This is a genomic window from Apilactobacillus quenuiae, assembly GCF_002994005.1.
Classification (GTDB): Bacteria; Bacillota; Bacilli; order Lactobacillales; family Lactobacillaceae; genus Apilactobacillus; species Apilactobacillus quenuiae.
In genome coordinates this window covers 177,679-199,939 of sequence record NZ_POSN01000004.1, presented here as the reverse complement: position 1 = coordinate 199,939, position 22,261 = coordinate 177,679, and the positions used below count along the sequence as shown (strand labels likewise).

The window sequence follows — 22,261 nt, the reverse complement described above, 5'->3', positions numbered from 1 at the left end:
GGATTGCAAATAATATGTCTTATACGATATATTATCTTAATTTTACCACTGTAGATCCGTCTCCCCCAGCATTAGGAGCAGAATATCCAAAATCAGAAACCCTACGATCACGTTTTAGTAAGTTAGTAACTCCCTTACGCAATGCACCAGTTCCTTTTCCATGAATAATAGTAATCGAAGGATAACCAGCTAATACAGCTGAATCCAGATATTGGTCTACTTCATGCATTGCATTTTCATAACGATGTCCTCTTAAGTCCAAAGTAGTTGATAATCCAGATGAACCAGACCTCTTTACACGAGTTGTAAAATTATTTTCTTTTTCTGGTTTAACCTTTTCTAAATCGGTTTCATCAATTTTCATCTTTAGGATTCCAAGTTGCACTTCCCAACTATGATTACCCATCTTGCTCATTAATACACCCCGTTGACCATAAGATTTAACTAGTACATCATCTCCCTTATGAAAATCATGTTTAGCCTTTTCTTTCTTTAATACTTTATTGTTAGACAAACTAATGTCTTGTCTCAATGAATTTAATTCACCCTTAGCATTAATTAATTCATTTTCTTTAACTGAAACTTTGCCAATTTGATCCTGCTTCTTGTGTAATTCTGAAATAATCCGATCTGCTTTATTTTTAGCTTTTTTGGCAATTTCATTAGCTTGTTCTTTAGCTTCAGTAACAAGACGTTCTCTCTGATTTTGATATTTATTAAATTTATCGCTCAACTCTGCATGCAATTTAGTAGCATCTTCTAGCTGTGCTTTTAAATATTCAGCATTTTCACGAGCTTGTTTCGTTTGATTAGTTAGTTCAACAATCATATTATTCAAATCTTGACTATCTTGATCGTCTAACGAGCGGGCTTCATTAATAATTTGGTCTGATAGTCCCAAACGTTCTGCAATGTTAAGACCATTACTTTGACCAGGAATGCCCATTAATAGATGATAAGTTGGTTTTAGAGTTTCCACATCAAATTCCATTGAAGCATTAGTAGTTTTTATACGATTATAAGCATAAACCTTTAATTCAGGATAATGAGTAGTTGCAACAACTTCAGAATTAGTTTCACCAATTTTATCTAGAATAGACATAGCAAGCGCCGCACCTTCTTTAGGATCAGTACCCGCACCTAACTCATCGAGTAAAACTAGACTTTTACTAGTAATATTCTTTAAAATATCGACAATATTATCCATATGTGATGAGAAAGTACTTAAGTTTTGTTCAATAGATTGTTCATCACCAATATCGGCAAAAACATTATCAAAAATACCAATTGTTGATTCCTCATTAGCAGTAATGAATAATCCTGATTGTCCCATTAATTGTAATAATCCTAAAGTTTTGATAGTAATAGTCTTACCACCAGTATTAGGACCAGTGATAACAACTGCACGGTTATCTTTACCAATTTCTAAATCATTCGCAACAACTTTAGCTTGATCAATTAATGGATGTCTAGCTTGTTTTAAATTAACTTTATTGTCAACAGAAACTAAAGGTTTAGTTGCTTTCATTTTACGAGCATACTTAGCTTTAGCGTTAATTAAATCTAGATGCCCCAAAATTTTAGAATTATTAATAATTTCCCATTGATATGGTCTAATTAGGTCCGATAAATCAATTAGAATACGTCTTTCTTCTTGTCTTTCAGCAATTTGATTCTGTCTAAGTTCGTTATTTAAACCAATTACAGAACTAGGTTCTACATATAAAGTTTGACCAGAAGAACTACGATCATGAACAATTCCACCAAATTTATTCTTATACTCCGCTTTAACTGGAATAACCATTCGATCTTCACGAATAGTTACTATTGGTTCGGTTAAATATTTAGATTGTTTTTGGGTATAACCATTCATAATATTACGAATATCTGTTTTTACTTTATCAATACGTTTACGAATACTACTTAATTCTTTTGAAGCTGAATTTAATATGTTACCTTCATCATCAATTGAAAAAGATAATTGTTTTGAAATAGTGGGAATGGTTTGAAATTCATCAACAATTTTATAAAGTCTTTTAAATGAAATGTGTTCTTCATGCATTTTGTCAAAAAATTTTACCAAAGCGTTAGCAGATTTTAAAACTTTATTAATCTTGGAAAGTTCACTACCATTTAAAGTTGCATCAATTTTTAGTCGCTTTATATATGGAGTTATATCATCTAATTTAGGAATTGATATTTCTTTATCTAAACGTAAAACATGCATTCCATCATCAGTTTCATCTAGCCAAAGATTAATAGACTTACCATTGTTAGTTGGAACTAATGAGGACAATTCATTTTTACCATTGTTAGTAGTTAAATACTTATAAATTGTATTCTTTATTTTATTATATTCTAAAGTATCCAAAACTTTAGTATCCATATTAAAACAATCCCTCCTTATCTTAACCATTTTTTATATAAATCATGTGATAATAACGGCGTTTTATTAACAATGAAAGTAGCTACCTTAGAGTCATAATATTGTTTTTTTATATTATTATTAGGAAGAACCAAAATAATATTCAGAATTAAAAAAATCATAAAGTATGAAATTATAAAACTAATAAGCGCTCCACCAAAAGAATTTAGTTCATGAATAACGGGAATAGAAGTCGCACTATTTATAATTCTCATAATAAATCTAACTATTATAGAAAGAATAATAAATATAATTAAAAAACTAATACTATTACACAAGAGATGATTACTAATAATATTAGTGTGAGAAAATAAAATATCACTCAAATTTCTCGAATAAAGTAATGACAATAACAAAGTCGCTAAAAAACCAATAATGCGCATTATTTCTTGCGCTAATCCTTTTTTATATCCACTATAAATACTAATTAAAAGTATTAAAGATATAATAACTGTAAATAACATTATTCTTTATAGTCCTTTTTTTCTAATTGATTAATTTTATTTTGTAGTTTTACCTGTTCTGAAAAAGCATTGAATGCCAATAATATTGAAGCATCAGATTTCTCTATATCAGGTGATAATTCTTTTAATTGATTTAATTGTTCATTCATTAATTCAGTAACTGTTTTCATATGTTCGACCGAACTTTTTCCTACAAATGTATATGTTTTGTTTCCTATTTTTGCTTTAAAGCGCTGATTTGCACTAGTCATGTTACACAAACCTCCTGATTATTCAATCACTATTTTAGCATAAAAATAGATTTAAAACAGTTATGCACAAAAAAAGAGCGTCTTATAAGACACTCCACTTAATAATTAATAATTAGTCTTTTTTATCGTCATTTTTATCTAAAAATGTATTCAAAACAGACTCAACCATATCCCATTCTTCATCAGAATCAATATTCTTCAAATTTCCACCTTGAGGATCAGTAGGATCATCATCATCTGGTAATACATAAGCTTCAATATTCACTTCATCATCATCTGATTTACCAACTGGGTAAAGTAAAATGTATGATTTGCCATAATCCTCTGATTGGAAAGTAAATAAAACATCATATAATTCTTCATTTCCATTTTCATCGACCATTGTAATTTGTTGTGTTTGTTCTTCGTTACTCATTAATAAGCCTTCTTTCTATATATTTGTTAATTTTCCTTTACGATCTAAATAAGTTTGCAAAATTAGTTCAGAAGCAATCTTATCAATTACCTTTTTACGACCTCTTCTAGATGTATCTGCCTTTTCAATCAACATACGTTCCGCTTCAACGGTAGTTAATCTTTCATCTTCAAAATCCACTGGTAAACCAAATTTTTCTTTTAAAAGTTCACCATAATGCTTTGATGCATCAACTCTAGGTCCAGAAGTATTATTCATATTTTTCGGTAGTCCAAGCACAAATCCTTGAACTCCATATTTTTCAACTAATTGACTAACGCGATCTAAACCAAATTTCTCTTCTTCTTCTTTAATTGGAATAATTTCAACGCCTTGAGCGGTCCATCCCAATAAATCACTAACAGAAATTCCAACGGTTCTAGAACCAACGTCCATCCCCATTAATCTCATAAATTATTTATCCTCACTGTTATTCTTAACCAAGTAGAAACGAACTAATTCTTCAATAATTTCGTCTCTTTCATAACGACGAATTAGATTCCTTGCATCATTAAAACGAGGAATATATGCAGGATCTCCTGAAATAAGATATCCTACAATTTGATTATATGGATCATACCCCTTTTCTTCCAAAGATTTATATACTAACAATAAAGTATCATGGACATCTTTAGGAGCATTATTATTTAAATCAAAATACATTGTTTTATCTGAAGCACTCATTCCAAAACACCTCTATATCTATGATGTAAGATAACATAATTTTAATAAAGCACTAACTATAAAAAATTATAATTTTTGTAACCATTCAATGGCAGCATCCATAGCTTTAGGCAAACCATCTGGATTAGATCCACCAGCTTGTGCCATGTTAGGGCGACCTCCACCGCCACCATTAATTTCTTTAGAAATAGCTTTAATTAAATCGCCAGCTTTAACACCAGCTTTAACTTGATCATCACTAACGGCAACAATTAAATTAGCTTTTCCTTTAATGCTTGTACCTAATACTAACACATCTGAAAGATTTTTATTACGCCAAGTATCCGCTAATTGTCTTAATTGTCCTATTCCAGAAACTTTTAATACACCTGTAATAGCTTTTAGGTTACCAACTTTTTGAATATTTTCAAATACAGAATCTGCTTGTTGGTTAGCAACTTTGGTTTCCAAGCTTTCTTGTTTTTGGTGTAATTCTTTAATTTCATCTTGTAATTGACTTATTCTGTTTGGTACTTCTTCTAACTTATTGGTTTTAGTTTTAATAGCGATTTGCTTCAAAATACTTTCTTCATTATTTAAATATTCAAATGCATCACCAGAAGTTACAGCTTCAATTCTTCTTACTCCAGCGCCAACTCCTGATTCAGAAGTAATCTTAAATAGACCTAGCTCGTTAGTATTTTTAACATGATTACCACCGCAAAATTCTACAGAAAAATCACCAGCACTAACAACCCTTACTTTATCACCATATTTATTATCAAATAAAGCAATGGCTCCCATTTTTTTACCAGTTTCTTGATCAGTTTCTACGGTATTAACAGGTAGTTCTTTAAAGATTTGTTCATTAACTAATTTTTCAACTTTATTTAAATCATCTTCAGTAACCGAACCAAAATGAGTAAAATCAAATCTTAAATAATTAGGTTCAACTAAAGAACCAGCTTGTTGAGTATGTTCACCTAACACATTTCTTAATGATTGATCTAACAAGTGAGTAGCAGTATGATTCTTTTCAACTTTACTATGGAAATGACGATCAACATCTAATGAATAATTATCATTTTTATTCATAGGCTTTATAACTTCAACAGTGTGCAAATTTTGACCATTAGGTGCATTTTGTACATCAGTAATCTTAGCACAAATATCACCATTAGAATTTTTGATTATACCCTGATCAGCAACTTGACCACCCATTTCAGCATAAAATGGAGTTTTGTCAAATATAAATTCAGCAATACCCTTATCCACTGAATCAACTAATTTTTCATTAACAATGATATCTAATAATTTAGCATGGTCAACACTTAATTGATTATAACCAACATATTTACTTGGAGTTTTAATTTCAAGTAATAAGTCTCGTTGAACTCCCATTGATTTTTTATCTCCACGCGCATTACGAGCACGGTCTTTTTGCTTTTTCATTTCAGCTTTAAAGCCATCTTCATCAACAGAGTAACCCTCGTCATTTAGATATTCTCTAGTCATTTCTAATGGGAAACCATAAGTATCATATAACTTAAATGCATCTTTACCACTAATGACTTTATCGTCGGATTCCTTTAAAGCGTCTAAAAGATTGTTTAATAGATCTAAACCATCGGATAATGTTTCATTAAAACGTTTTTCTTCAGAATGAATAACTTTTGCTAAGTAATCCTTTTGTTCTAACACTTCTGGATAATAGGATTTCATTATTTCACCAACGACTGGAACTAATTTGTATAAGAAATCTTTTTCAATTCCTAAACGATGACCTGAAACAATTGCTCTTCTGATTAATCTTCTAATAACGTAGCCACGACCAACGTTAGATGGAAGTGCACCATCACCAATAGCAAACGTAATTGCACGAGCATGATCAGCAATAATTTTGAAGTCAACGTCATCTTGATCATTGACACCATATTTCTTATTATTACTAAATTCTTCAGTTTTATGAATAATTGGTAAAAATAAATCAGTTTCAAAGTTAGTTGGTGCATTTTGGAAAATAGAAGTTACACGTTCTAATCCCATTCCAGTATCAATGTTTTTTCTTGGTAGTGGTTCATAAGTGTCATCTGGTTTGTGATTAAATTGTGAAAATACGATATTCCAAACTTCCAAATAACGTTCATTTTCTCCACCAGGATAATTTTCAGGATCATCTGGTTTCAAATCATCATGTTCAGGCCCTCGATCATAAAAAACTTCAGTATCAGGACCTGAAGGACCTTGACCAATATCCCAAAAGTTATCATCCATATCAATTAAATGATCTGGAGCAACACCAGCAGCTTCCCAATATTTTTTAGCATCCGTATCTTTAGGATAAACAGTCATATATAATTTTTCTTTATCCCATCCAAACCAGTCTGGTGAAGTTAATAATTCAAAAGCCCAGATAATGGCTTCTTTTTTAAAATAATCACCGACTGAAAAATTCCCTAACATTTCAAATAAAGTATGATGACGAGCAGTTTTACCTACGTTTTCAATATCGTTAGTTCTGATACTCTTTTGTGAACTAGTTAAACGATGATTTTTAGGAACTACACTTCCATCAAAATATTTTTTCATAGTAGCAACTCCAGAATTAATCCACAATAATGATGGATCATCCTTAGGTACTAATGAAGCACTAGGCTCAATAGTATGACCATGTTGCTTAAAAAAGTCTAAATACATAGCTCTAATTTGACTACTACTTAAGTTTTTCATAATTTTCCTCCAAAAAGCACAAAAACACCGTTGCAGTAAAGACGCTTACACGCGGTACCACTTTACTTGCAACGATGTTTTCGTTTACCTCTTTATTCTCAATAACGCCGAGTAGCGATTTAATTCATCATAAAAAGACAGCATTTATACCAAAAACTCATCTTTTGCACCAACCAAGATGTCTCTTAAACAGTTATTTAATATAAATATATTCTCTTTGTTACTCTCATATATGATTATAGAATTTGTTAAAAATGGTGTCAATAATTATCTATAGCGTTGAGAACTATTCTTTCTGGATTTACGCTTACGACGTCCTTCTTCTCGTTGTTCGACTCGACGATTAATTTCATCATTACGTCTTAATTCATTTTTAATTTTGCGTTTATAACCAGGTTTAATATTACGTTTTTTCTTCTTAATCATACCAATCATATTAGGTTGAAGCTTATCATGGCCACGACGATGAGCTTTACGACGATTACGATCATAAGTATCTACAATACGACCGCCTTTGATAGCCTTGGGTTTAAATGAGATACCCATTTTTTCTAAGGCATCAATTTCATCTTCTTCATCCGGATCATACAAAGTAATAGCAGTTCCAGACATGTTATTTCTACCTGTTCTACCAACACGATGAATAAAGTATTCTAAGTCTTCTGGAATATCATCATTGATAACATCAGATACCCCTTCAATATCAATACCACGAGCAGCTAAATCCGTAGCCACTACAAATTGGAAATCAAGATTTTGAATTTGTTTCATCATACGTTTTCGTTCGCGAGGTGTTAGAGCACCAGAGACCATTCCAACTTTTAGTCCCTGATTACGTAAGTATTCATACAGTTCTTCAACTCTTTTCTTAGTATTAGCAAAAATCAATACTAAGTATGGTTCACCCATAGTAATTAGCTTGTAAATTAAATCATTGCGATTTTCACCCTTGGTTGATATCAATAAATTATCAATATTAGGATTGATTACAGAAGCATTGGGAATATTTTCAATATATGGATTGGTCATGTATTTCTTCAAAAATGTACGTAATTTTTGTGGAATTGTGGCTGAAAATACCATCATTTGAACATCTTTACCAAAACTAGCAGCAATAGTATCAACTTCATTTAAAAAGCCTAAATCCATTGTCATATCAGCTTCATCAATTACTAATTTTTTAGCAGTATGAACATCTAAATGTTGACCTTTAATTAAATCAGCAACTCTTCCAGGAGTACCAATTACAATTTGTGGTTGTTCATTTTTTAATTTTTCAATTTGACGTTTTTTATCAGTACCACCAACATAATTGGCTAAGTGAATTACTTTATCACCATGTTTAGCTAATTGCTTAGCATTTTCATAAATTTGATAAGCCAATTCACGACTTGGCGTAGTAATTACTGCTTGAACACTGTTTTCATCAGGATTAACTTTTTCAAAAATAGGTAATAAAAAGGCATGGGTCTTACCACTACCAGTAGCAGATTGACCAACTACACTTCTCCCTTTCATAATTTCGGGAATTATATTTTCTTGTATTTTTGTTGGTTCTTTAAATTTTAATTCATCTAAAGCATTCATAATGAACGGTTTAAAATTATATTGCTTAAAAGTAGTTGTCATTATTTATCTCCTTTATAATCAGCAACTAGTGTATCTAATTGTTCAATGACTTGCTTAATTTCTTCATCATCATTAGCAACTGCACCACTTGCTAGTGGATGACCACCGCCGCCAAATTTCTTAGCTAGTTCATTAATTGATGGTCCCTTAGAACGTAGTCTAATGCGATAGCTACCATCTTTTTGTTGAACAAAAATAGCCCATGAACTAACCTGTTTAATATTCCCTGGCAATGGAACAACAGCAGAAGTACTTTCATCACCTAAATTAAATGGTTCTAGAACTTTATCACTTAAAACTAGATAAGCTGCTCCGCTTTCTTTAATATTTAGATGTTCATATACATAAGCTGATAAACGTGCTAATGGAACATCAATTTCAGACTCAATGTTATTAACTTCAGTAGTAGAAAAATTTAATTTAGCTAATTCGGAAGCAACTCTAAAAGTATTTGCAGATGTTGATGGATATTTAAATCGACCAGTATCTCCAACAATTCCTGCATACAAAAGTCTACCAGCCTCATCATTAATTTTTAGTTTTTTAGAAGCATTATATAAATCATAAATAAGTTCAGATGTACTTGATGCTTCTGGTTTAACCCACATAATATCTCCAAATTGATCATCATTAGGATGATGGTCAATCTTAATCATCATTTTACCTTTAGTATAACGAGAATCATCAACACGAGGCTGATTAGCAGTATCACAAACAATTACCAATGCATTTTTGTAAACATCATCATCAATATTATCGGTTTTACCCAACCAATCAAACCCATGATATTGTTTACCTACACAGTAAACATTTTTATTGGGAAAAGATGTTTTAATAATATTTGCTAAGCCCATTTGAGATCCATAAGCATCTGGGTCTGGTCGTTGATGACGATGAATGATAATCGTATCAAAATCACAAATGGCTTTAATAATTTTCTTTTCAGTTGATAAATTAAACGTGTTTAAAATATTTTGCATAATTATAATTAATGACCTTCAATCTATTTCTTATCTTAATATATCTAACAATTATATCACACGCCTATAACGTTTAAATAAAATTATTAGAAATAAAAAAAGCAACTTTCATTGTATTGAAAATCGCTTTTTTAACTAGTCTTCTTTTTCTGATTTTTCTTCAGTTTCATTTTCTGAACTTTTATCATCATTTGAAGTTGCTTCACCAACACGTTCAGTTACCTTAGCAACTGCGTTCATATCAAATACTAAATAAATCCCGTCACAATCTAATGTAATAGTCTTATTTTCAGTATCGATATCATCAACTACACCATGAAGGCGACCAATTGTAACAACGTGATCACCCTTTTGTAGTTGCTTTAAAGTTTCGGCATGTTTTTGTTGTTGTTTCTTTTGTGGTCTAATAATCAAGAAATACATAACAGCAAAAAGGACGATCATAATTGCAAATCCTGCGAAATTACCCATTATTTTCACCTACTCTTTCAACTCATAACATATCTATATAATAGGTTATCAGAACTACTAATAATAGTCTACCATAAATTAATTATTATTAATTGGATAATCTAGATGTTTATATGCAGTTTCAGTAACCATTCTTCCACGAGCTGTCCTTTTTAAATAGCCAATCTGCAACAAATATGGTTCATACATTTCAGCAATTGTATCAGTCTCTTCACCAATATTAGCAGCCAATGTATTTAAACCCACTGGCCCACCATTATAATATACAATCATTGTTTTTAATAATTTAATATCAGTGTTATCTAGTCCTTCATCATCAACACCTAACATATTCAAGGAATGGTCAACAATTTCAGCATCGATGTTTTCTTTATCAGATACTTGTGCAAAATCACGTACTCTTTTTAATAAGCGATTAGCTATTCTAGGAGTTCCTCTAGAGCGACGAGCAATTTCATGTGCTCCTTTGGTAACAATTTCAGCATTAAAAATATCAGCTGAACGTTTTACAATTTCTTCTAAATCTTTAGTTTCATAATATTTCATATGTTCAACTATACCAAATCGATCACGAAATGGTGCCGAAAGAATTCCAGCTCTAGTTGTGGCACCAACTAAAGTAAATGGTGGCAAAGGAAAATGAACTGGATGCGCTGTTGGTCCTTGTCCAACCACAATATCAACATAAAAGTCTTCCATTGCAGAATATAACATTTCTTCAACCATTTTAGGTAAGCGATGAATTTCATCAATAAATAAAATATCACCTGGCTGTAATTCGTTAAGTAAAGCTACCAAATCACCTGATTTTTCAATCGCAGGACCACTGGTCGTTTTAATGCCCACATCCATTTCGTTAGCAATGATCATTGCTAACGTCGTTTTACCTAATCCAGGTGGACCATAAAGCAAAACATGATCTAATGATTCTTCTCTTTGTTTAGCCGCTTTAATATAAACCGATAGTTCTGATTTTAAATCATCTTGACCAATATATTCGGATAAATGTTGTGGGCGAAGAGATTTTTCAACTGATTCCTCATTATCACTAGCACTGTCACCAGAAACAATTCGATTATCGTCCATATTAAGATTCCTCCTTTTAGTATTGGGTTAATAATTTAAGGCCATTACTTAGATATTCATCAGTAGTCATTGGCGCTGTTTTAGATAATTGTTTCTTAATCTTTTCTACATCACGATGTGTGTATCCTAAAGCTTCCAAGGCTTGTAATGCATCGCTTAATTCTTTACTATCAGATTCGTTAAGATTATTTGATTTTATTTCATCAACATTATCAAATAACGATGGTGCAATATCATCAATTTTACCTTTTAAGTCTAGAATAATTTGTTTAGCTGTTTTCTTACCAACACCAGGAAACTTAGTTAAATAAGTAACATTTTCTTCATTGATTGCTTTGACTAAAGATTTAGGATCATTTCCAGCCAAAATTGCTAATGCATTCTTAGGTCCAATACCAGAAACGCTTAGTAATTTTTCAAAAATACTCTTTTCTTCTCTAGTGTAAAAACCATATAGCGTTTGTGCTGAATCACTTACTGCTTGATAAATGAAAATTTTAACGATTTTATTTTCATCAGTAGAAAAACGATAAGGATCAGAAGTGTGAACTAAGTATCCTACTCCTGAAACATCAACGACAACGTATCCAGGTTTTACATCAGCTATAATTCCTTTTAAATATTCATACATATTTTTTACATCCTTTTAAATAATTATTCACTTTTATGTGGATCTTGAATGCGTTTAAACATTCTCTCCATATCAGCATTAGAAAATGAAACTAATACTGGTCTCCCATGCGGACAATTAAATGGATTATTAACCCTTGATAGATTATCAATTAAATTAATTGCTTGTTTTCGATCTAGATGATGATTAGCTTTTATTGCACGTTTGCAACTCATCATAATTGCAGTTTTAGCACGAAAAGCTGCAATTGATATCTTTTTATTTGCAATAACCCAATCAATCATTGATCGAATTGTTTCTTCTTCGTCAGAACCCTTAATCCAAGTTGGATGTTGTTTAACTACAAAGCTATTTTTACCAAAAATCTCAATGTTAATCCCAACACTATGCAAAACATCAATCTTTTGTTTAATAATAATTGCATCTGGTGCTGGATAATCAAGAACTATTGGAACTAACAAATTTTGTTGATCATCTGAAACATCCCCAATTTCAGTCCTAAACTTTTCATAATTAATTCTTTCTTGGGCAGCATGTTGATCTAATATATACATTCCATTATCTGACTCAGTAATCAAATAAGTTCCATGTAATTGCCCAATATAACGTAGATTAGGAAAACGGCCTTCTTTTTCATCAGTAGGATTATCATCATCTGACATTAACTGCTCTTTGTTTTTATCAAATGGTAAAATATCAGATTCATTATCATATTTTTCTGCAAACTTTTTTACTGAAGGATTACTTAAATCAGACCTATTTTTGACAATGATCGAATTTTCAACGTCACTAGATTCAACATCTGATTTAACTGAATTATCAATTATATTATCTAAATCGGATGGTGTATTGCTATCTTTTAACTTTTCAATATTATTTGTAGAATAGTGAGTTGATGCTTTATTTAGATCCATTTGCATTTGACTAGTTTCATAATGAGGCTTAACCGCTCGATCTCGATTCATCACATCAGGAATCAAGTTTTTTGGAAAAATGGCATCATAAACAGTTTTAGAAATCAAATTACATAATTGTTCTTCCTTACTAATACGAACTGTTTGTTTAGTTGGATGAACATTAACATCAATTAAAGTAGGATCTAAATTGATATTTAAAGTAACAATAGGATAGCGTCCAACCATTAGTTTAGAACCATATCCATCAGTTAGAGCTTTAAAAATATTATAATTTTTTACATAACGACCATTTAAAATAATAGTAACGTAATTTCTAGATGCCCTGGTTAATTCTGGCAAACTAATATAGCCATTAATCTTAAAATCATCATCTTGATTATCAATTTTAATAATCCGTTTTAAATTTCTAGCACCATAAATATCTCCAATCACTTGTTGGAGATTGTTACGACCAGAAGTACGAATTAATTCTCGATTATTATGAACAAGCGAAAAAGCAATATCAGGATGACCAATTGCTAATCTATCAACAATATTAGTAATCTTAGCTAACTCAGTTTGCAATGATTTCATATATTTCAATCTTGCTGGTGTATTATAAAATAGATCACTAACTGTAATTGATGTCCCCCTTCTGGATTCAGAAGGCATAATGGATTCAATCTTACTTCCTCTAATATGAATTTTAGTCCCTTCATCTCCAGTAGAAGTTTTTAATTGAACATCAGAAACAGATGCAATAGAAGGCAATGCTTCACCTCGAAATCCTAATGAATGGACTTTAAATAAATCCTGAGGATTATTAATCTTGCTAGTAGCATGACGTTTAAAAGCCAATTTAATATCATCACTTTCAATTCCTATACCATCATCAACCACTTGCATGCTTTTTAATCCAGAATCTTCAACATTGATATCAATCTGCGTACTTTTGGCATCGATAGAATTTTCTACTAATTCTTTAATTACTGAAGCAGGTCTTTCGACAACTTCACCAGCAGCAATCTGATCCGCTAATATCGGTGTTAATTCATGAATTTTTGACAAATAATCCCCTCCATTCATTATTTTTCAATTTTTTGTTTCCATTTATAAACAGCATTCATAATTTCCATTGGTGTTTTGGACATTAAATCCATGTTCTTAATGTCATTAATAATTTTAACATTTGAAGTGTTGTATTTCTTATTCTTCGCACTATTATCATTGAACAATGATAATTGTTGCTCTTCATCATTTTTAATATTATCTTCGGAAATTGGTGAGGCTTCAATATTCATAACCTTATCATCATTTTTATCATTCTCAAGTTGCTCTAAGATATTATCTGCACGTGATAATAAATTATCAGGCAAACCTGCTAGTTTGGCAACATGAATACCATAAGACTTATCAGCAGCTCCTTGTTTAACCTTATGCAAAAATACAAGTTCACCATTTTTCTCAATAGCCCCAACATGAACATTAGTTAAATGCTGTAAAGTATTTTCTAAATCAGTTAACTCATGATAATGAGTGGAAAACAAAGTTTTAGCATGAATATTATTGTGAACATATTCAATGATTGATTGGGCTAATGCCATCCCATCATAAGTAGCAGTTCCACGACCAATTTCATCAAATAATATTAAACTATTATCTGTGGCATTTTGAATGGCTTCATTTGATTCTTTCATTTCAACCATAAATGTACTTTCACCAGAAATTAAATCGTCAGCAGCACCAATTCTAGTAAATATTTGATCAAAAACTGGCATTTGAGCTGATTTAGCAGCCACAAAGCATCCAATCTGAGTCATAATGACTGCTAATGCTAGTTGACGCATATAAGTACTTTTACCAGACATATTGGGACCAGTAATTAGCAATACGTTCGTATCAGGATTCATCTTAACATTATTAGGAACGTAAGATTGGTGCCCCATCACTTTTTCAACTACTGGGTGACGACCATCGACAATTTCTAAATCATGATTATCATTCAAAGATGGTTTAACTAAACGATAATTCTCGGATATGACTGCAAAACTTTGTAAAACATCAATTGTCGAAACTGCATTTGCTAATTTTTGTAACCTTTTAATTGATTTTTTTACATTTTCACGTACTTTGCTAAATATGTCATATTCTAAGGTTTTGGATTTCTCTTGTGCTTCAATAATTAGTTTTTCTTTTTCTTTTAATTCTGGAGTGGAAAATCTTTCAGCGTTAGTTAATGTTTGTTTTCGCTCGTAACGATCTTCCGGTAACTTATTTAAATTAGCTTTAGAAACTTCAATATAGTAGCCAAAAACATGATTATATCCAATTTTAAGATTGTTAATGCCAGTTGTCTTACGTTCTTTATTCTCCAACTCAGCAATCCATTTTTTACCGTTATTCATCGCATCACGATAATCATCTAAAGTTTTATTATATCCATCTTTAATCAAATCACCATCAGTAACTGAAATTGGTGGTTCTTCAGTAATAGATTCATGAATCATTTGAGCAACATCATCAACTGGATCCAATAAATCATAAATATTATTAAAAGAATCAGAATCAATTGATGTTATTTCATACCTCAGCTTAGGTATTTGTTCCAAAGAAGATCGCAATTGAATCAAATCACGGCCATTAACAGATCCAAAAGAAACCTTACCGGCTAGTCTTTCTAAATCATAAACTTTAACCAAAATATCACTAATTTCATTACGTTCATAATAATGATCCAGTAGCTCTTGAACCGCATTTTGACGTTTAATAATTTGATTTTTAACTATTAATGGACGATCCAGCCATGTTTTAAGTTTACGACCGCCCATTGCAGTTTTGGTTTCATCCAATAACCACAATAAGCTTCCAGACTTTTTATTAGTACGAATATTCTTGGTTAATTCTAAATTATATTGTGAATTATGATCTAATTTTAAAAACTCTGCAGGGCGATACGAATCTGCGGCTTTCATATGAGATAAACTACGCTTTTGAGTCTTGATAACATAAGTAATCAAAAGTTCAGTTGTCTTTTTTTCTAAAGTATTAAGCAAATTATTAGTTAAGTCACTCATACTATCGTTAACATCAATATCAGATTGATGCGAAACTAAAACACCTAATTTTTTAAAGGTATTAATATCATCTTTTGATACATTATCACCAACAATAATTTCTTTAGTTTGTAAATTCATAATTTCATTAATTAAAGTATCAATATTACTTAAAACACTAGTTTTTAGTTCACCTGTAGATAATTCAGCATAAGCAAAACCATATTTTTCACTATTTTTATCATATTCTAAAGCCGTTAAATAGTTATTATTTTTTGCATTTGCAGCACCCGTTTCAGTCCTTGTTCCAGGTGTTAATAATTGTGTAACTGCACGTTTAACCATTCCTTTTGCAGACCTAGGATCTTCCATTTGTTCACAAATGGCTACTTTATAACCTTTATCTACCAAAGTGTTAATGTAGGATTCAACTGCTTTATGCGGAATTCCACACATTGGTATTGGATTACTAGAATTTTTATTTCTAGCAGTTAAAGTTAATTCCAATATTTGTGCACCTTTTATAGCATCATCATCAAACATTTCATAAAAGTCACCTAAACGATAAAATAAAAAAGCATCTTTATATTGATCTTTAACTTTTTGATATTGTTCCATCATTGGGGTTAATTTAGCTGATTTTACCATTAGATACCTACCTTACTAAAAATCTTATCCTTGATAAGGATGATCTGGACTAATTAATATTTTATTTATAGATTTAGCTTTCATACTATTATTTTCCATATCAATAATGCAACCAGAAACAATCCCGCCACCACTTTCTTCTACTTCAAATCTAGTCGGGCGTTGGGTTAAAAAGCGATGAATAATATTTTCATATTTCATACCTAAAACGCCGTCAGTAGGGCCACACATTCCTGCATCAGTCATAAAAGCAGTTCCATTCTTTAAAATACGATTATCATTAGTCTGAACATGGGTATGAGTTCCTACAATTGCACTAATCCTTCCATCCAAATACATAGACATAACTTGCTTCTCACTAGTTGTTTCAGCATGAAAATCAATAAAAATATTATCTACCTGTGATTTTAATTTATTTATTAATTCATCAATCATTCTAAATGGATCGTCAATTGGATCCATAAAAATTCGACCTTGCAAATTAATAACAGCAACTTTTCTACCATTTATATTGACAATGGTATAACCATTACCTGGAACATCATTTCCTGGAAAATTCAAAGGACGAACTAATTTCTTAGTTTTATCTATAAAATCAAATATTTCTTCATTATTCCATGCATGATTACCTAGAGTAATTACATCAGCTCCAGCATCCATAATTTCTTTATAAACTTTTCGATTAATTCCACGACCAAAGGAAGTCGCATTTTCCCCATTAACAACTGTTAATTGTGGTTTATAATCTCTCTTTAGGATTGGCAGATATTGTTTTATCATTTTCATTCCAATATTTCCAACAACATCACCAAGAAACAAAATTTTCATATTTATCCTCAATTCATTATTTATATAATGTCAATTTTACACCGATTTAGCAAAAATAAAAAAGGCCATTTGGCCTTTTTTATTTTGCATATTCAATTGATCTTACTTCTCTAATAATTGTCACCTTAATATGTCCTGGATATTCCATATCAGATTCAATTTTATTTTTTATGTCTCTTGCTAAAACAATTGCTTGCGTATCAGATAATTTATCTGGTTTAACAATTATGCGAATTTCTCGACCTGCCTGAATAGCATAGCTTTTTTTAACTTGATCAAAGCTATCTCCAATTTTTTCAAGACTTTCAAGACGATGAACAAAGCTTTCTAATGACTTACTTTTAGCACCAGGTCTCGAAATTGCAATTTTATTAGCAATACTTACTAATTCTGAAATAATATACTTAGGTTTCCTATTTTCGTCATCGCTGGCGATTGAATCAATAATAGCTGGACTTTCATGATATTTTTTAGCTAAATCAATTCCGATATCAATATGAGAACCTTCAGTTTCATTATTAACAGAGCGACCAATTTCATGTAATAATCCTGCACGTTTTGCTAAAACAACATCTTCACCAAGTTCAGATGCTAATACACCAGATAATTTTGCGACTTCGATTGAATGACTTAATACATTTCTACCATAGTAAATCTTGAATTTCAATTTACCAATCATTCCAATCATTTCAGGATTCATAGAATGAATTCCTAAGTCAAAGACAGTTTCTTCACCAATTTCCTGAATCTTTTCATCAAGTTCACGGCGACTTTTATCAACCATTTCTTCAATACGAGCTGGATGAATACGACCATCTTTAATTAATTTTTCTAATGCCATTTTAGCAACTTCACGTCTAATTGGATCAAATCCACTTAATACAACAGCTTCTGGAGTATCATCAATTACTAAATCGATCCCCGTAAGGGTTTCAAAAGTACGAATATTACGACCTTCTCTACCAATAATACGACCTTTCATATCATCACTTGGTAGAGTAACTACTGAAACAGTAGTCTCAGACACAATATCAGCAGCACTTTGTTGTATTGCTTCAATCACAAGATTTTTAGCATTGGTAGTTGCTTCTTTTTGGGCTTCATTATAACTATCTTTAACCATCTTAGCCCTCTCATCTGCTAATTTGTCGCTAGTTTCTTTAATAATTAAGCCCTTGGCTTCATCTTGAGAAAGTGCAGATATTTTTTCCAATTCAGTTTGACGTTGTTCAACCAAGTTATTGGCTTCCTGCTGTCTTTGCTCCAACTTCTTTTGATTAGCGTTAAGTTTTTCATCTCTTTTATTGAGAGAATCTTCCCTTTTATCGAAAGCATCATCTTTTCTATCCAAAGCATCTTCTCGTTGAATTAAGCGATTTTCTTGTCTTTGTACTTCTAAACGTCTTTGCTTAATTTCTTTTTCAATATTAGAACGATACTGATTACTTTTTTCTTTAGCTTCAAGAATTTTTTCTTTAGAAGATGTTTTTGCTTGTCTTTCAGCATTATCTAAGATGTCTTTAGCACTTTTATGAGCAATAGCCAACTTTTTCTCAACTATGTTTTTGTGTAAAAACATACCAATAAAGGTACCCAAAACAACAGCGATGATTACGAGGATTATATCAATTAATATATAATTCATAGAATTAAGTTACACCTCCAAACCATCAAAAAATGAATTAAACTATATTTTAAGTGTAATTAAATTATTTAAGTACTACTATATTTTAAATTTTACTGATAAAAGTGTCAATATATCTACTTTAATAAACATCGATATTAAGCTAAAAAATAGAGTTATTTAGCATTAATAACTAAATAACTCTATTTTTATTAACTATTTATTTTCAGTTTGCTTACTATCTTTGGATTTATTGTCATCAGATTCTTCTTTGGAGTCATCTTCATCCATACCATAAGCAACACGAACTTTTTTGTTAATTTCACTCATTTTGTCAGGATTATCAACTAAGTATTGCTTAGCATTTTCTCTACCTTGTCCAATACGTTCATCTCCGTATGAATACCAAGAACCTGATTTATTAATAATATCTTGGTCAACGGCCATATCTACTAATTCACCAGTTTGAGAAATACCTTCCCCATACATAATATCAACTTCAACACGTTTGAATGGAGGAGCTACCTTGTTTTTAGCAACCTTAATTTTGGTACGATTACCTATAACATCAGTACCATTTTTAATTTGTTCTGCTCTTCTGATATCTAATCGAATCGTTGAATAAAATTTCAAAGCACGACCACCAGGAGTTGTTTCAGGATTACCAAACATAACTCCAACTTTTTCTCTAATTTGATTAATAAATAGAGCAATAGTTTTAGTTTTATTAATAGATCCAGATAGTTTCCTAAGAGCTTGTGACATTAAACGAGCTTGCAATCCAACATGGGCATCACCCATTTCACCTTCAATTTCTGCACGTGGTACTAATGCAGCAACAGAATCAACTACTACTATATCAACAGCACCACTAGAAACTAGGGCATCACAAATTTGAAGTCCTTGTTCACCAGTATCAGGTTGTGATAACAACAATTCATCAATATTAACGCCTAAATTAGTAGCATAAACTGGATCTAATGCGTTTTCAGCATCAATATAAGCAGCAGTTCCGCCTTGCTTTTGCACTTCAGCAACCGCTTGTAACGCAAGTGTTGTTTTACCAGAACTTTCAGGTCCATAAATCTCAACAATTCTTCCACGAGGAAATCCACCTACTCCAAGTGCATTGTCCAATGCAAGCGAACCAGTTGGAATTGTTGAAATTCTAGTGTCACCACGATCTCCCATTCTCATAATAGAACCTTTACCGAATTCCTTTTCAATTCGCTTTAAGGCACCATCTAGAGCGGCTTTACGTTCATCAGCCATTCAATGACCTCCTTTAAAAATACTTTATTCCTAAATATTCAATATTTACACTATACTAATCTATAATACAAAAAGCAAGTAAAAATGAACAAATGTTCGCACTATTTATTATACTCATCGGCAAGCATTTTAAGAGCAGCAATAACTGACTTAGCCCTTACATCATTACGATTTCCATTGAAATGAAACTCTTTAGAATAAGGTAAACGATTTAAGTAATCCATTCCTATAAAAACCGTACCAGCCGGATTGTTTTCTAAAGAGTCTGGACCTGCTACTCCTGTAAAAGAAACTCCGACATTAGTAATCATTTTTTTCTTAGCTTGCTTAGCCATCAAAATTGCAGTTTGCTCAGAAACAACTCCATTATCGCTGATAATATTTTCTGGAATATCTAATAGTAACTCTTTAGCAGAATTTGAATAAGTTACAAAGCCACCAGGAAAAATTGCAGAGACCCCTGAAATATTACCTAAAGTAGATTGAAACAGGCCTGCAGTTAAACTCTCTGCAGCAGTAATAGATATATCATCGTTAATAAAGTTCTTAATAATTGAAGCATCAATATTCATTATTATTCGACCTTTCAATATTAAAATACGTAATATAGTAATATATTTGTTTAAAAAGAATCAGCAAATAAGTCTTTACTTCTTACAAAATATTCAATTCCCGAATAAACTGTGAAGAACAAGCAGATATACAATATGATTGTTCCTAAACCAAGATTAAATGGTAATACAATGAAGTCATTCATTAATAGAAGAATAATTGAAATCATTTGACTTGCGGTTTTAATCTTACCAGGCCAAGCTGCAGAAATTACTTTCCCATCATTTTCAACAGCTATTAGCCTTAATCCAGTAACTGCCAACTCACGACATACGATGATTGCAGCTACCCATGAAGGAACTAAACCATATGATACTAAAATAATAAAAGCTGACATTACAATCATTTTATCAGCTAGAGGATCAGCAAATTTTCCAAAATTAGTAACTAAATGATTTTTACGAGCAATTTGACCATCCAAAAAGTCAGTAATACATGCCACTGCAAATATAATTGCACCCATAATCCTAACGACAGGAACTGTTGTACCAAGTAAAATAGTAGTTCCTAAGTTTAAGGGAAATGCCAATAATAAAATAAAAATAGGAATCATGATAATTCTAATCAATGTTAATTTATTCGGTAAATTCAAAATATAAATCTCCTTTTTAATATGTAAGATTAAAAAAAGGGCTATTAAGCCCTTTTTATTTAAATTTTATAGTTAAAACAGTAGTCATAGGTACACTTTTATCAAGATTTAGTAACTTATTGTTAATAAAAATCTTAGTTGATGGTACATTCCCTAATGACATAGAAACATCTTTTGTACCATTAGGTAATTTCACAGCCTTTCTATTACCAGCTTCTTGAGATCCTGAAAATAGTGACTTACCATTAGTTGAAATAGATGACCAAGCACGATTGCTTGCATCTAATTTAATCGTATTGTTTTTACTTCCACTAACTTCATATTCAGTTGAGTTTAATTTTTTAATAGTAGTATTGTTAACATCCTTTTTAGAAGTAACTTTTTTACTGTGTTTTTTATTATGGTTATCATTTGATGATTTAACGTTTTCAGAAGAACCACTAACTGATACAGAACTATTATTATTAATATTAGTATCAGAAGATTTGTTAGTTTTAGCAACAATCCCCCATATAACAAAAACAACAATTAATACAATAATAATAGTTCCGATGATTGGAATGAATTTTCTAAAAGAATTTATTCTTTCTTCTTTATTTTGACGATTAGAACGTTTGGATAAAGTATCCTCTGAAACTTTCTGACTATATTCTTCAGTCTGAGTATCAGGTAAACTATCATCATGTTCACTAAGTAATTCCATTCCATCAATACCTACAGTATCAGCATATTGTTTAATGAAAGCTCTAACATAAAAGTCTCCTGGTAATTCTGAAAATTCTTCATTTTCAATTGCTTCTAAATAATGAGCCTGAATTTTGGTAATCTTTTGCACATCGTCTAATGACATACCTTTTGCAACACGTGCATCATGTAGTGATTTACCGATTTCTACTTCTTTGTTTTCATCTTTTGCCATAGAAATTACTCCACTTAAATATATTTTTCATAA

General features: G+C 31.1%; 20 protein-coding genes. All 20 read right to left on the bottom strand.

What is annotated here, in order from left to right; all coding sequences use genetic code 11:
• Positions 1-31: 31 nt before the first annotated feature.
• On the bottom strand, positions 32-2,386 hold the full coding sequence (locus C7N44_RS06970; protein ID WP_105957193.1) for an endonuclease MutS2: 2,355 nt from the start codon (positions 2,384-2,386) through the stop codon (positions 32-34).
• Positions 2,387-2,403: 17 nt separating this feature from the next.
• Positions 2,404-2,889: a CvpA family protein gene (locus C7N44_RS06965; protein WP_105957192.1), complete on the bottom strand. Its 486-nt coding sequence runs from the start codon at positions 2,887-2,889 to the stop codon at positions 2,404-2,406.
• The gene (locus tag C7N44_RS06960) at positions 2,889-3,140 is read right to left on the bottom strand and encodes a cell division protein ZapA (protein ID WP_105957191.1); all 252 of its coding nucleotides are present in this window, start codon (positions 3,138-3,140) and stop codon (positions 2,889-2,891) included. Before C7N44_RS06960 ends, C7N44_RS06965 begins: the two co-directional genes overlap by 1 nt.
• Positions 3,141-3,252: 112 nt before the next feature.
• A complete protein-coding gene (locus tag C7N44_RS06955) occupies positions 3,253-3,555 on the bottom strand; it encodes a DUF1292 domain-containing protein (RefSeq protein ID WP_105957190.1) in 303 nt (100 codons plus the stop codon).
• Positions 3,556-3,570: 15 nt separating this feature from the next.
• A complete protein-coding gene (ruvX, locus tag C7N44_RS06950) occupies positions 3,571-4,005 on the bottom strand; it encodes a Holliday junction resolvase RuvX (RefSeq protein ID WP_105957189.1) in 435 nt (144 codons plus the stop codon).
• A gap of 3 nt (positions 4,006-4,008) precedes the next feature.
• The gene (locus C7N44_RS06945; RefSeq protein ID WP_105957188.1) at positions 4,009-4,278 is read right to left on the bottom strand and encodes an IreB family regulatory phosphoprotein; all 270 of its coding nucleotides are present in this window, start codon (positions 4,276-4,278) and stop codon (positions 4,009-4,011) included.
• 66 nt (positions 4,279-4,344) lie between these two features.
• Positions 4,345-6,987: an alanine--tRNA ligase gene (alaS, locus tag C7N44_RS06940; RefSeq protein ID WP_105957187.1), complete on the bottom strand. Its 2,643-nt coding sequence runs from the start codon at positions 6,985-6,987 to the stop codon at positions 4,345-4,347.
• 267 nt (positions 6,988-7,254) lie between these two features.
• Positions 7,255-8,616 (bottom strand): DEAD/DEAH box helicase, encoded by a 1,362-nt coding sequence (locus C7N44_RS06935; protein ID WP_105957186.1) that lies wholly within the window; start codon positions 8,614-8,616, stop codon positions 7,255-7,257.
• On the bottom strand, positions 8,616-9,596 hold the full coding sequence (locus tag C7N44_RS06930) for a DHH family phosphoesterase (protein WP_105957185.1): 981 nt from the start codon (positions 9,594-9,596) through the stop codon (positions 8,616-8,618). The genes C7N44_RS06935 and C7N44_RS06930 overlap by 1 nt, the downstream gene beginning before the upstream one ends.
• A 135-nt stretch (positions 9,597-9,731) precedes the next feature.
• Positions 9,732-10,067: a preprotein translocase subunit YajC gene (yajC, locus tag C7N44_RS06925; RefSeq protein ID WP_105957184.1), complete on the bottom strand. Its 336-nt coding sequence runs from the start codon at positions 10,065-10,067 to the stop codon at positions 9,732-9,734.
• Positions 10,068-10,145: 78 nt separating this feature from the next.
• Positions 10,146-11,153, bottom strand: coding sequence for a Holliday junction branch migration DNA helicase RuvB (ruvB, locus tag C7N44_RS06920; protein WP_105957183.1), 1,008 nt, complete (start codon positions 11,151-11,153; stop codon positions 10,146-10,148).
• A 16-nt stretch (positions 11,154-11,169) separates the two neighbouring features.
• Positions 11,170-11,784 (bottom strand): Holliday junction branch migration protein RuvA, encoded by a 615-nt coding sequence (gene ruvA / locus C7N44_RS06915; protein WP_105957182.1) that lies wholly within the window; start codon positions 11,782-11,784, stop codon positions 11,170-11,172.
• 23 nt (positions 11,785-11,807) lie between these two features.
• Positions 11,808-13,748, bottom strand: coding sequence for a DNA mismatch repair endonuclease MutL (gene mutL / locus C7N44_RS06910; protein ID WP_105957181.1), 1,941 nt, complete (start codon positions 13,746-13,748; stop codon positions 11,808-11,810).
• A 17-nt stretch (positions 13,749-13,765) separates the two neighbouring features.
• A complete protein-coding gene (gene mutS / locus C7N44_RS06905; protein ID WP_105957180.1) occupies positions 13,766-16,381 on the bottom strand; it encodes a DNA mismatch repair protein MutS in 2,616 nt (871 codons plus the stop codon).
• Between the two features lie 24 nt (positions 16,382-16,405).
• Positions 16,406-17,209: a TIGR00282 family metallophosphoesterase gene (locus tag C7N44_RS06900; RefSeq protein ID WP_105957179.1), complete on the bottom strand. Its 804-nt coding sequence runs from the start codon at positions 17,207-17,209 to the stop codon at positions 16,406-16,408.
• A gap of 79 nt (positions 17,210-17,288) precedes the next feature.
• Positions 17,289-18,854, bottom strand: a complete 1,566-nt coding sequence (gene rny / locus C7N44_RS06895) for a ribonuclease Y (RefSeq protein WP_105957178.1) — start codon at positions 18,852-18,854, stop codon at positions 17,289-17,291.
• Between the two features lie 195 nt (positions 18,855-19,049).
• Positions 19,050-20,105: a recombinase RecA gene (gene recA, locus C7N44_RS06890; RefSeq protein ID WP_105957177.1), complete on the bottom strand. Its 1,056-nt coding sequence runs from the start codon at positions 20,103-20,105 to the stop codon at positions 19,050-19,052.
• A gap of 101 nt (positions 20,106-20,206) precedes the next feature.
• On the bottom strand, positions 20,207-20,677 hold the full coding sequence (locus C7N44_RS06885; RefSeq protein ID WP_105957176.1) for a nicotinamide-nucleotide amidohydrolase family protein: 471 nt from the start codon (positions 20,675-20,677) through the stop codon (positions 20,207-20,209).
• Between the two features lie 50 nt (positions 20,678-20,727).
• Positions 20,728-21,309, bottom strand: coding sequence for a CDP-diacylglycerol--glycerol-3-phosphate 3-phosphatidyltransferase (pgsA, locus tag C7N44_RS06880; protein ID WP_105957175.1), 582 nt, complete (start codon positions 21,307-21,309; stop codon positions 20,728-20,730).
• 55 nt (positions 21,310-21,364) lie between these two features.
• Positions 21,365-22,228 carry a helix-turn-helix domain-containing protein gene (locus C7N44_RS06875; RefSeq protein WP_105957174.1) on the bottom strand — a complete coding sequence of 288 codons (864 nt, stop codon included), beginning with the start codon at positions 22,226-22,228 and terminating at the stop codon, positions 21,365-21,367.
• Positions 22,229-22,261: the final 33 nt, after the last annotated feature.

What these genes read in the sequence shown, in the direction of transcription:
- yajC (WP_105957184.1), bottom strand. Translation starts at nt 10,067, where the DNA reads ATGGGTAATTTCGCAGGATTTGCAATTATGATCGTCCTTTTTGCTGTT.
- rny (WP_105957178.1), bottom strand. Translation starts at nt 18,854, where the DNA reads ATGAATTATATATTAATTGATATAATCCTCGTAATCATCGCTGTTGTT.
- ruvA (WP_105957182.1), bottom strand. Translation starts at nt 11,784, where the DNA reads ATGTATGAATATTTAAAAGGAATTATAGCTGATGTAAAACCTGGATAC.
- C7N44_RS06930 (WP_105957185.1), bottom strand. Translation starts at nt 9,596, where the DNA reads ATGCAAAATATTTTAAACACGTTTAATTTATCAACTGAAAAGAAAATT.
- C7N44_RS06935 (WP_105957186.1), bottom strand. Translation starts at nt 8,616, where the DNA reads ATGACAACTACTTTTAAGCAATATAATTTTAAACCGTTCATTATGAAT.
- alaS (WP_105957187.1), bottom strand. Translation starts at nt 6,987, where the DNA reads ATGAAAAACTTAAGTAGTAGTCAAATTAGAGCTATGTATTTAGACTTT.
- recA (WP_105957177.1), bottom strand. Translation starts at nt 20,105, where the DNA reads ATGGCTGATGAACGTAAAGCCGCTCTAGATGGTGCCTTAAAGCGAATT.
- ruvB (WP_105957183.1), bottom strand. Translation starts at nt 11,153, where the DNA reads ATGGACGATAATCGAATTGTTTCTGGTGACAGTGCTAGTGATAATGAG.
- C7N44_RS06970 (WP_105957193.1), bottom strand. Translation starts at nt 2,386, where the DNA reads ATGGATACTAAAGTTTTGGATACTTTAGAATATAATAAAATAAAGAAT.
- C7N44_RS06945 (WP_105957188.1), bottom strand. Translation starts at nt 4,278, where the DNA reads ATGAGTGCTTCAGATAAAACAATGTATTTTGATTTAAATAATAATGCT.
- C7N44_RS06965 (WP_105957192.1), bottom strand. Translation starts at nt 2,889, where the DNA reads ATGTTATTTACAGTTATTATATCTTTAATACTTTTAATTAGTATTTAT.
- C7N44_RS06875 (WP_105957174.1), bottom strand. Translation starts at nt 22,228, where the DNA reads ATGGCAAAAGATGAAAACAAAGAAGTAGAAATCGGTAAATCACTACAT.
- C7N44_RS06900 (WP_105957179.1), bottom strand. Translation starts at nt 17,209, where the DNA reads ATGAAAATTTTGTTTCTTGGTGATGTTGTTGGAAATATTGGAATGAAA.
- mutS (WP_105957180.1), bottom strand. Translation starts at nt 16,381, where the DNA reads ATGGTAAAATCAGCTAAATTAACCCCAATGATGGAACAATATCAAAAA.
- C7N44_RS06885 (WP_105957176.1), bottom strand. Translation starts at nt 20,677, where the DNA reads ATGAATATTGATGCTTCAATTATTAAGAACTTTATTAACGATGATATA.
- C7N44_RS06960 (WP_105957191.1), bottom strand. Translation starts at nt 3,140, where the DNA reads ATGACTAGTGCAAATCAGCGCTTTAAAGCAAAAATAGGAAACAAAACA.
- C7N44_RS06955 (WP_105957190.1), bottom strand. Translation starts at nt 3,555, where the DNA reads ATGAGTAACGAAGAACAAACACAACAAATTACAATGGTCGATGAAAAT.
- ruvX (WP_105957189.1), bottom strand. Translation starts at nt 4,005, where the DNA reads ATGAGATTAATGGGGATGGACGTTGGTTCTAGAACCGTTGGAATTTCT.